General features: G+C 71.1%; 11 protein-coding genes. 2 read left to right on the top strand and 9 right to left on the bottom strand.

Annotated elements, in window-relative coordinates; translation table 11 throughout:
- Position 1 precedes the first annotated feature (1 nt).
- The 4 genes from ASG05_RS02225 to hrcA all read right to left on the bottom strand — a co-directional run bounded on the left by ASG05_RS02225 (position 2) and on the right by hrcA (position 3,456).
- Positions 2-391, bottom strand: a complete 390-nt coding sequence (locus ASG05_RS02225; protein ID WP_056258274.1) for a histidine triad nucleotide-binding protein — start codon at positions 389-391, stop codon at positions 2-4.
- Positions 392-465: 74 nt separating this feature from the next.
- Positions 466-1,209 carry a 16S rRNA (uracil(1498)-N(3))-methyltransferase gene (locus tag ASG05_RS02230; protein ID WP_056256814.1) on the bottom strand — a complete coding sequence of 248 codons (744 nt, stop codon included), beginning with the start codon at positions 1,207-1,209 and terminating at the stop codon, positions 466-468.
- A gap of 2 nt (positions 1,210-1,211) precedes the next feature.
- Positions 1,212-2,327, bottom strand: coding sequence for a molecular chaperone DnaJ (gene dnaJ, locus ASG05_RS02235; RefSeq protein WP_056256817.1), 1,116 nt, complete (start codon positions 2,325-2,327; stop codon positions 1,212-1,214).
- 106 nt (positions 2,328-2,433) lie between these two features.
- On the bottom strand, positions 2,434-3,456 hold the full coding sequence (gene hrcA, locus ASG05_RS02240) for a heat-inducible transcriptional repressor HrcA (protein ID WP_056256818.1): 1,023 nt from the start codon (positions 3,454-3,456) through the stop codon (positions 2,434-2,436).
- A gap of 181 nt (positions 3,457-3,637) precedes the next feature.
- On the opposite strand from hrcA, the gene ASG05_RS02245 reads away from it, so the two are divergent.
- Complete coding sequence (locus ASG05_RS02245; protein WP_235491359.1) at positions 3,638-4,072, top strand: DUF4870 domain-containing protein; 435 nt, start codon at positions 3,638-3,640, stop codon at positions 4,070-4,072.
- Positions 4,073-4,217: 145 nt separating this feature from the next.
- Here the strand turns inward: ASG05_RS02245 and hemW are convergent, their stop codons facing one another.
- From hemW to ASG05_RS02270, 5 genes are all read right to left on the bottom strand, one after another.
- Positions 4,218-5,444 carry a radical SAM family heme chaperone HemW gene (gene hemW, locus ASG05_RS02250; protein WP_056256821.1) on the bottom strand — a complete coding sequence of 409 codons (1,227 nt, stop codon included), beginning with the start codon at positions 5,442-5,444 and terminating at the stop codon, positions 4,218-4,220.
- Positions 5,445-5,446: 2 nt separating this feature from the next.
- Positions 5,447-6,220 carry a DUF1990 family protein gene (locus tag ASG05_RS02255; RefSeq protein WP_082486223.1) on the bottom strand — a complete coding sequence of 258 codons (774 nt, stop codon included), beginning with the start codon at positions 6,218-6,220 and terminating at the stop codon, positions 5,447-5,449.
- Positions 6,221-6,224: 4 nt separating this feature from the next.
- On the bottom strand, positions 6,225-8,075 hold the full coding sequence (lepA, locus tag ASG05_RS02260; RefSeq protein WP_056256824.1) for a translation elongation factor 4: 1,851 nt from the start codon (positions 8,073-8,075) through the stop codon (positions 6,225-6,227).
- A gap of 298 nt (positions 8,076-8,373) precedes the next feature.
- Entirely contained in the window at positions 8,374-8,682 is a 309-nt protein-coding gene (locus ASG05_RS02265) for a DUF4190 domain-containing protein (protein WP_056256828.1), read from the bottom strand.
- 54 nt (positions 8,683-8,736) lie between these two features.
- Positions 8,737-9,888 carry a pyridoxal phosphate-dependent aminotransferase gene (locus ASG05_RS02270; protein WP_056256830.1) on the bottom strand — a complete coding sequence of 384 codons (1,152 nt, stop codon included), beginning with the start codon at positions 9,886-9,888 and terminating at the stop codon, positions 8,737-8,739.
- Positions 9,889-10,131: 243 nt separating this feature from the next.
- Between ASG05_RS02270 and rpsT the strand changes: the two genes are divergently transcribed.
- Positions 10,132-10,392 carry a 30S ribosomal protein S20 gene (gene rpsT, locus ASG05_RS02275; protein WP_043596189.1) on the top strand — a complete coding sequence of 87 codons (261 nt, stop codon included), beginning with the start codon at positions 10,132-10,134 and terminating at the stop codon, positions 10,390-10,392.
- The last annotated feature ends 20 nt before the right edge of the window (positions 10,393-10,412 follow it).

The following is a 10,412-nucleotide window of genomic DNA, read 5'->3' on the forward strand; positions in this document are numbered from 1 at the left end:
GCTAGTGGGCAAGGGTGCCTTCCTGGAGGGGTCCGCCGAGCACGTGGGCGTGCACGTGGAACACGGTCTGGCCGGCGGATGCGCCGGTGTTGAAGATCAAACGGAAGTCGTCCCCGGAGTGTTCCCCGAAGACGGCCGGGTCGCCGGCGAGCCGCGAGGCGACGGCGACCATCTCGGCCAGGAGCGCGGGGTCGCCGGCGGCCAGCTCGACGACGTCGCGGTAGGCCTGGGTCGTGGGGACCACCAGCAGGTGCACGGGCGCCTGCGGTGCGATGTCGCGGAACGCCACGACCGTGTCGCTCTCGAACACGATGTCGGCGGGGATCTCGTGCGCGACGATGCGGCTGAAGACGGTGCGCGCGTCGACGGTCTCGTCGGGTGTCTCGGACATGCTGCCCATCGTAGCGACGACCTCCGACAGCGACCCCAGGGCCACCTCGGGCCGAGGGTCGGTCGGATCGTGGATCACCATCGGCCCAGTCGTGCGCTCAGCACCGACAGGGCGGCCGGGCCGGCCGTGGAGGTGCGCAGCACGGCGTCCCCGAGGCGCACGGCGCGAGCACCCGCCTCGGCGAGCAGCAGCAGTTCGGCCGGCGACACGCCGCCCTCGGGGCCGACGACCACGACGACGCGGTCGGGCACCGCGCCTCCTGCGGTCAGGTCGACGGCCGTCAGCGCCTCGTCGGCCGAGGGCTCGAGCACGAGGACGAGATCGCGGGAGGCGCGCGCGGCCAGCTCTTTCGTCGTCGCGAGCCCGGTCACCTCGGGTGCCCACGGGCGGATGGACTGCTTCGTCGCCTCGCGGACGATCGACGACCACCGGGTGAGCCCCTTGGCGATCTTCGGCCCCTCCCACCGGGAGACGCTGCGCGCGGCCGCCCACGGGACGATCTCGTCGACGCCGAGCTCGGTCGCCGCCTGCACGGCGAGCTCGTCACGGTCGCCCTTGGCCAGGGCCTGGGCGAGGACGAGCCGGGTCGACGGCCGCTCGTGGCGGAGCACGCGCGTGGCGAGCAGCACGAGTCGGTCGGGGGCCGCCTCGGTCACCTCGCCGTGCACCACCAGCCCCCGGGCGTTGCCGAGGGTGAGCGTCTCGCCCACCCGGACGCGGCTGACCGTGACCGCGTGCCGCGCCTCGGAACCGGTCACCTCGACGGTGGACCCCGCCTCGGCGTCGGTCAGCCCGTCGACCAGGTAGAAGTGCGCCACGGTCAGAAGTTCAGGAAGCGATCGCGCAGCTTGCCGAACAGCCCCTGCTGGAAGTGCGAGAGCTCGGGTGCCGGCGAGCGTCGACCCGAGGCGAACTTCTCGATGAGTTCGCGCTCCTTGTGGCTGAGCTTCGTCGGGGTGACGACCTGGACGCCGATCTTGAGGTCGCCGCGCCCGGTGCCGCGAAGCCGCGTGATGCCCCGATCTTTCACGGTGATGACGTCGGCGCTCTGCGTGCCGGGCTTGATCTCGACCTCGATCTCGCCGTCGAGGCCCGTGAGCGTGGTCGACGTGCCGAGGATGGCGTCGGCCATCTGCACCTCGAGCGTCGCCAGCAGGTCGTCGCCGTTCCGGCTGTAGGTGTCGTGGTGGCGGACCTTGACCTCGAGGTACAGGTCGCCGTTCGGGCCGCCGGCCTGACCGACCTCGCCCTGACCGGGCAGTTGCAGCCGCAGGCCGGTGTCGACGCCCGCGGGGATGTCGATCGGGATGGACCGACGGGCACGCACGCGACCCTGACCCTGGCAGGTCGGGCAGGGGTTCGGGATGACCGTGCCGTAGCCGCGGCAGGTGCCGCAGGGGCTCGAGGTCATGACGTTGCCCAGCAGCGAGCGCACGGTGCGCTGGATCTGGCCCGATCCGCCGCAGATGTCGCAGGTCTGGGGCGACGTGCCCGGCGCGCAGCACGAGCCGCTGCAGGTGTCGCAGAGGACGGCCGTGTCGACCTCGATGTCGCGCTGCGTGCCGAAGACGATGTCGTCGAGGTCGACCTCGAGCCGCAGCAGGGCGTCCTGACCACGCTCGCGGCGCGACCGGGGCCCCTGGCGCTGCCCCTGGCCGCCGCCGCCGAAGAACGCGTCGAAGATGTCGCCGAAGCCGGCCGCACCTCCGCCGCCCCCGCCTCCGAAGCCGGGCTGGGGGCCGAGGTCGTACCGCTCGCGCTGCTGGGGGTCGCTGAGGACGTCGTAGGCGTGCGTGACGTCCTTGAAGCGCTCGGACGCCTCGGGGCTCGGGTTGACGTCGGGGTGCAGCTCGCGGGCGAGCTTGCGGTAAGCCTTCTTGATCTCTTCCGGGGTCGCCTGACGGTCGACTCCGAGGACGTCGTAATGATCTGCCACTGGTTCTCGTCTGCCTCTGGTGTGGTGTGGTGGTGTCCCGGCGGGGCCGGGCCCGGCGAACCGGGACGGGGTGGGGTCGTGGGGCGGCCGGGGCCGCGATCGTGGTCTACCGCTCGGCGAGCAGCGACGACAGGTAGCGGGCGACGGCCCGGACGGCCGCCATGTTGGTCGAGTAGTCCATGCGCATGGGGCCGAGGACGCCGAGCCTGGCGACCTCGCTGCCCTGCGTCGAGTAGCCGCTGGCCAGCACCGACGCCTGCGACAACCCGAACGAGGCGTTCTCGCGGCCGATGCTCGCCGCCACGTCGACCGCGTCGAGCTGCATCTCGCCGAAGAGCCGCAGCAACGCCACCTGCTCTTCGATCGCCTCGAGCACCGGGTAGAGGTCACCGCTGAAGTCGTCGCCCGTGCGCACGAGGTTCGCGGCACCGGCCATCACGAGACGGTCCTGGCGCCCGGCGGCGATCTGTTCGGTCAGGCTGGCGACCACCACGCCGACGATCGCGGCGAGGTCGGGCCGGAACCGGGCGGGCAAGTCGGCCAGGGCGGCGGACGCCTCGCCGAGGGGACGACCGCCGATCGCGGCGTTGATCGCCGCCCGCAGCTCGGACAGGAACGACTCGTCGACGGCGGAGCGGGTGTCGACCACCCGCTGCTCGACCTGGCCGCTGTCGGTGATCAGCACGGTCATGACGCGGCCGTCGCCCAGGCTGACCAGCTCGACGTGGCGCACGCGGGCACGGGAGAAGGTGGGGTACTGCACGAGAGCCACCTGGTTGGTCAGCTGCGACAGGAGCCGGACCGTCCGACCGAGCACCTCGTCGAGGTCGGTGGAGTCGCCGAGGAAGGTCTCGATGGCCTGGCGTTGGGCGGCGCTCAACGGCCTCAGGTCGGCGAGCTGGTTGACGAAGAGGCGGTAGCCCTTGTCGGTCGGCACGCGCCCCGACGAGGTGTGCGGTGCCGCGATCAGCTCTTCTTCTTCGAGCAGCGCCATGTCGTTGCGGATGGTCGCGGCCGAGACGCCGAACTGGTGACGCTCGACGATCGACTTCGACCCCACCGGCTCACGAGAGGCGACGTAGTCGTGCACGATGACGCGCAGCACTTCGAGACCACGTTCGGAGACCATGCCGCACCTCTCTTCGCTCGACGCCCCCCTGGTCGTCCGCCTCCGGGCGACCGGGCCTGGCACTCGTCGTGCCGGACTGCCAATCGTACGACACCTCCGTCGCGCGGCCTACTCGCGTCGCACACCCCTGCCTTAGGGTGGCGGGGACGATCCGCACGACACTCACGGAACAGGTGCAGCCATGACCGACACCCCTCCCGCCCAGCCGAACGGCCCCCAGCCCGGTCAGGGCTACGGCCAACAGGGCGGCTACGGCCAGCAGGGCGGCCAGCAGCCGCAGCCCGTCCAGCCGATGCGCCCCGAGGACGAGAAGCTCTGGGCGACCCTCATCCACCTCGGCGGCATCCTCTTCGCGTTCGTCCCGGCGCTCGTGGGCTACCTCGTGCTCAAGGACCGCGGGCCGTTCGTCCGCGAACACACCAGGACGGCACTGAACTTCCAGATCACGATGGCGATCGTCTACGTCGTCTCGGCGATCCTCTCGGTGATCGTCATCGGGGGCCTGCTCGCACTGGTCGCCGCGATCCTCGTCGTCATCTTCTCGATCATCGCCGCCGTCGCCGCGAACAAGGGCCAGTGGTACAAGTACCCGCTGACCATCGAGTTCGTCAAGTAGCCGGTCGACCGGCCCGGACGGGCACGACGCGAGGCGCGACTCCCCCGGGAGCCGCGCCTCCTGCGTTCCGGGCCCGCGCCTCCTGGGCTCGCGACTCCCCCCGCGTGCGCCTCGGGACAGGCGGCGTCCCGACGCGGCGTGCCGGTCAGTCGGGCAGCAACCGCCGCACGACGGCGTCGGCCATGAGGCGGCCCTCGCGGGTCAGCACCACGCGACCCTGCAGGGCGGGGCGGCCCTCGACCCAGCCGTCGGCGATGAGCCCCGCGACGGCCCGACGACCCTCGTCGTCGAGCTCGGCGGTCGGCAGCCCCTCGCGGATGCGCACCCCGAGCAGGACGCGCTCGACCCGGCGCGTCTCGTCGTCGAGGGTCTCGCGTCCGGCGGCGGGTGACTCGCCCGCGGCCATGCGCTGCTGGTACGCGGCCGGGTGCTTGACGTTCCACCACCGCACGCCGCCGACGTGGCTGTGCGCCCCCGGGCCGACGCCCCACCAGTCGTGCCCCTGCCAGTAAGCCAGGTTGTGGCGGGACCGGTGCTCGGCACCCCGCGACCAGTTGCTCACCTCGTACCAGTCGTAACCGGCCTCGGCGAGTCGTGCGTCGGCGATCTCGTACATGTCGGCGGCGGTGTCGTCGTCGGGCGTCGCCACCTCGCCGCGCTTGATCTGGCGGGCGAGCTTGGTGCCCTCCTCGACGATCAGCGAGTAGGCGGACAGGTGGTCGGGCTGCTGCTCGAGGGCGACGTCGAGCGAACGACGCCAGTCGTCGAGGGTCTCGCCCGGCGTGCCGTAGATGAGGTCGAGGCTCACGTCGAGCCCGGCGTCCCGCGCCCAGCGGACGACGAACGGGATGCGCTCGGGGTCGTGCGTCCGCTCGAGGGTGGCCAGCACGCTCGGGACCGCCGACTGCATGCCGAAGCTGACGCGCGTGAACCCGGCGTCGGCGAGTTGCTGCAGGTACGCGGCGTCGACCGAGTCGGGGTTCGCCTCGGTCGTCACCTCGGCGCCCGGTTCGAGCCCCCAGGTGTCGACCATCGCGTGAAGCATCGACGTGAGGTCGCCTGAGGGCAGCATCGTCGGGGTGCCTCCGCCGAAGAACACCGAGGAGGCGCGGCGAGGCGGCAGCCCTGCCTCGCGCAGCACCCGGCCCCCGAGTTCGATCTCGGCGACGGCCTGCCCGGCGTAGTCGTCGCGGCGGGCGCCCCGCAGCTCGTCGCCGGTGTAGGTGTTGAAGTCGCAGTAGCCGCAGCGCACGCGGCAGAACGGGACGTGCAGGTACACGCCGAAGTGACGGGAGTCGGCACCGAGGGCGACGCTCTCGGGCAGACGGCCGTCGACGGGCGCGGGGTCGCCGAGGGGAAGGGCTCCGGGCACCTTCAGGCGCCGGTTCCGGCGGCGTCGCCGCGCGGCCCGGTCGGGGGCCGCTCGTCGCCGCGCGGGTCGCCGATGCCGGCCTCGGTGTCTTCGACCACGACGACCTCGTCGGTCTGCTCGCCCTTCTCGTTCAGGCTGAGCGCCCGCAGGTACCGCTTCGTGTACTGCGCCTGGGTGCGACGGAGGAAGGGTGCCACGAGTCGCCACTTCGCGCTCGACGGCTTGGAGAACGACCTGATCGACAGCCAGACCGAGCCGTCGTCGGTCTGGTCGACGATCCAGGACTCCTCGCCGCTCTCGGGGTGGCCCTCGAGCGTGCCGTACGCGAAACCCTTGCGCTTCGGCTCGTCGATCACGTAGACGACGCGCACCGGGGCCTCGACCGTGCGACCGTAGGCCGCGATGCTGAGGGTCGCGGTCGTGCCCGCCGTGAGGAAGGCCGTGCCGTCCGGGGCGTAGCGCGACTCGTCGCGGGCGGCCGCCCACTCGGCCGCGTCGACCGGCTGGCCGTGTTCGTCGAACTGGACGGGCGTGTACTCGCTCTCGTCGGCCGGCGGCACGCTGTCGACCCGCACGCCGATGCCGCTGCGCTCCTGGATCTGCCAGGTCATGGTCGCGATCCACGCCGCGGCGAACCGGGCGTCGCCGTGACCGACGCGCGCCCGGTACTCGGCCGGGGTGAAACCCTTCGGCGGGTACTGCATGAGGTCGGGGGCCTGGGTGGCCCCGACCTCGCCGTAGGTCGTGCGGGTCTCGGTGTGGGTGGCTCGGCGCATGACCCTACTTCTTGTCTTTCTTCTCGACGTCACCGCTCAGCGCGGCGATGAAGGCCTCTTGGGGCACGTCGACCCGGCCGATGGTCTTCATGCGCTTCTTGCCCTCTTTCTGCTTCTCGAGCAGCTTGCGCTTGCGCGAGATGTCGCCGCCGTAGCACTTCGCGAGGACGTCCTTGCGCATGGCGCGGATGCTCTCGCGGGCGATGATGCGCGCGCCGATGGCCGCCTGGATCGGCACCTCGAACTGTTGCCTGGGGATGAGCTCGCGCAGTCGGCCGGTCATGAGGACCCCGTAGGCGTAGGCCTTGTCGCGGTGCACGATCGCGCTGAACGCGTCGACCTGCTCGCCCTGCAACAGGATGTCGACCTTCACCAGGTCGGCCTCCTGGTCGCCGATGGGCTCGTAGTCGAGGCTGGCGTAGCCCGCGGTCTTCGACTTGAGGCTGTCGAAGAAGTCGAAGACGATCTCGCCGAGCGGCATGGCGTAGCGGATCTCGACCCGGTCCTCGCCGAGGTACTCCATGCCGAGCAGGGTGCCGCGGCGCTGCTGGCAGAGCTCCATGATGACCCCGACGTAGTCCTTCGGCGCGAGGATGCCCGCCTTGACCATGGGCTCGCTGACGCTGGCGATCTTGCCGCCCGGGAACTCGCTCGGGTTGGTGACCGTGACGGTCTTCTTGTCTTCGGTCGTGACCTCGTAGATGACGCTCGGCGCCGTCGTGATGAGGTCGAGGCCGAATTCGCGCTCGAGTCGCTCGGTGACGATCTCGAGGTGCAGCAGGCCGAGGAACCCGCAACGGAACCCGAAGCCCAGGGCGACCGACGTCTCGGGCTCGTAGACCAGCGCGGCGTCGGAGAGCTTCAGCTTGTCGAGGGCCTCTCGCAGGTCGGGGTAGTCGCTGCCGTCGATCGGGTACAGACCCGAGAAGACCATCGGCAGGGGTTCGGTGTAGCCGCTGAGGGCCTCGGTCGCCGGCTTGGCCGACGTCGTGACGGTGTCGCCGACCTTCGACAGGCGCACGTCTTTCACGCCGGTGATCAGGTAGCCGACCTCGCCGACCGACAGGCCCTGGCTGGGGACGGGCTCGGGCGACGAGACGCCGATCTCGAGGATGTCGTGCGTCGACTTGGTCGACATCATCTGCACCTTCTCGCGGGGGTGCAGGGTGCCGTCGATCATGCGGATGTACGTGACGACGCCGCGGTAGCTGTCGTAGACCGAGTCGAAGATCATCGCGCGGGGCGGGGCGTCCTTGACGCCGACGGGCGACGGGATGCGGTCGACCACCCGGTCGAGGAGTTCTTCGACGCCCATGCCGGTCTTGCCGCTGACCCGCAGCACGTCGGCGGGGTCACCGCCGATCAGGCCGGCCAGCTCGGCGGCGTACTTGTCGGGGTCGGCCGCGGGCAGGTCGATCTTGTTGAGCACCGGGATGATCTCGAGGTCGTTCTCGAGCGCCAGGTAGAGGTTCGCGAGCGTCTGGGCCTCGATGCCCTGGGCCGCGTCGACCAGGAGGATCGCCCCCTCGCACGCGGCGAGCGAGCGGGAGACCTCGTAGCTGAAGTCGACGTGGCCGGGGGTGTCGATCATGTTGAGGGCGAACGTCTCGCCGTTGCGCTCCCACGGCATGCGGACGGCCTGGCTCTTGATCGTGATGCCGCGCTCGCGCTCGATGTCCATGCGGTCGAGGTACTGCGCCCGCATCGCCCGCGACTCGACGACGCCGGTGATGCCGAGCATGCGGTCGGCGAGGGTCGACTTGCCGTGGTCGATGTGCGCGATGATGCAGAAGTTGCGGAGGGACTCGGGCTCGGTCGACGCCGGCTCGAGTGCGCGGGTTGCTTGGGGACTCACACGATCCTCTGGGGTGGTGGGCGGGGGTACCGCTCGATTCTCCCATGCCGGGGCGCGGGATCGGACGTCGCGCCGCGCGGGGTGGGGCATCGGCAACTCCTGGCGGGTGTCACCACCGGCACCGCGCCTCCTCGTCCTCACGCGCCCGTCGCGACGCCGAGGGGGAAATGCCGACGCACCGTGCGCCGGATCGGCGAGGTCGCGAGGCACTGCGCAGGCGGGAGGCGCGGCGCAGGCGGGAGGCGCGGTGCAGGCGGGAGGTGCGGCGCAGGCGGGAGGCGCGGGTCGGCCTCGCGTGTCAGCCGGCGGTGCCGGGGAGCAGCGCGAGCAGGCCCGCACCACCGACGACGGCGACGCCGATCGCGAGGGCGACGAGGGTGCCGGCGAGCATGACGACGGACGAGATGATGCCGACCAGGGCCATGGTGCGTCCCTCGGGCTCGCGACGTCGGGACAGGATGCCGAGGACGAGGCCGGCGATCGGGACGACGAAGGTGAAGCCGAAGCCGATCGAGGCGAGGCCGAGCACGAGGCTCCAGACGGCGAGGGGCGAGCGGACGCCGCTGGTCGGGGTCTGGGCGGTGGTCTGTACGGGCTGGTTCGTCATGTGTCGAGCCTACGAACGGCCCGACGGGCGGCCCAGGGGGCTGACCCCCGGATCTCAGCGGGGGTCGCCCGGAGCCGGCAGCTTGCCGAGCCCCCGGGTGATCACCTCGGGCGACGAGGCGAGGCAGACCCGGATCCACCCCTCGCCGCTGCGGCCGAACGCGCTGCCCGGTGCGACCGCGACCCGCTGCGAGAGCAGGAACCGCTCGGCCCAGCCGGCGACGTCGCCCTGGGTGGCGTGGCCCATGTCGATCCAGAGGTAGAAGGCGCCCGTGGGCTCGAGGTAGCGGATGCCACGCTCGTCGAGCAGGGCCGTCGCGAGCTCGAGGTTGCGACGGTAGTGCTCGCGGGCGTCGGCCACGGGCTGGTGGTCGCCCACGATCGCGGCCAGGGCGGCGTGCTGGTCGGGCTCGGCGACGCAGCTGATCGCGGCCTCCTGCACGGTGCGCATCGTCTCGGAGAGCCCCTTCGGGGTCACGAGGTAGCCGACCCGCACGCCGGTCATCGCGTAGGTCTTGCTCAACGAGAAGACGCTGAACACCCGGTCGTCGTCGTCGAGCGAGGCCAGGCTGACGTGCTTCGGCCCGTAGGTGAAGTACTCGTAGACCTCGTCGCTGATCACCCAGAGGTCGTGGCGGCGCGCGAAGTCGAGCAGCCGGCGCAACGTGTCTTCGGGGTAGACGACGCCCAGCGGGTTCGACGGGCTGTTGACGACGAGGGCGCGCGTGCGATCACCGACGAGGCGCTCGAGTTCGTCGAGGTCGGGGTGGAACCCCTGGGCCGGCGTCAGCGTGTAGGGCACGGGCACCGCGTCGAGCATGTGCGCGTTCATCGTGAACGTCGTGTAGCCGGGGTCGGGCACGAGGACCTCGTCTCCCGACGCGAGCAGCAGCCCCATTGTCTGGTGCAGGGCCTGCGTGCCGCCCACGGTGACCCAGACCTGTTCGAGGTCGACGTGCACGTCGTTCTCGCGGGCGAGCTTCGCCACGAGCGCCTCGCGCAACGCCGGGATGCCGCCGTTCGGCGTGTAGTCGGTGCGGTCGTCGGCCCAGGCGCGACGGGCGGCGTCGGCGATGTGCCGGGCGACGGGGACGTCGGGCTCGCCCACGACGAGCATGTCGACGTCGTCCAGCTGGGCCGCGATCTCGAAGACGCGACGGATGCCCGACGCGGGAACGGTGGTCATGTGGGGCGCGAGCTGGGGCATGACGGCACGGTACTACGGGCGACACGGCACGCCGTCGGTGCGCCGCTCGTTGAGAGTGCGGCCTGCTGCTGGTAACGTTGCCTGTTGGCTTGCGCGTTACGTCTGCAGTGGCGGAACGCGATCGCAGCCGAGAGCCGCTCCGGTGGCCATCACCGGCGGCAGCACCGGGTCGATCGATTCACGTCGGTCGGACGCTCGGCTGGCGCACATCCGTCCGAGACACGAATCCAGAAAGTAGTTCACGTGGCAAACATCAAGTCGCAGATCAAGCGCATCGGCACCAACAAGAAGGCCCAGGACCGCAACCGCGCCGTCAAGAGCGAGCTCAAGACCGCCGTCCGCGCCACCCGCGAGGCCATCGCCGCCGGCGACAAGGACAAGGCCACCTCGGCCCTGCTCCTCGCCTCGAAGAAGCTCGACAAGGCTGCCAGCAAGGGTGTCATCCACCAGAACCAGGCCGCCAACCGCAAGTCGTCCATCGCGAAGCAGGTCGGTGCCCTCTAGGCCCCTCCCCCGGGCCTTCG

It is taken from the genome of Frigoribacterium sp. Leaf186 (genome assembly GCF_001423905.1).
Classification (GTDB): Bacteria; Actinomycetota; Actinomycetes; order Actinomycetales; family Microbacteriaceae; genus Frigoribacterium.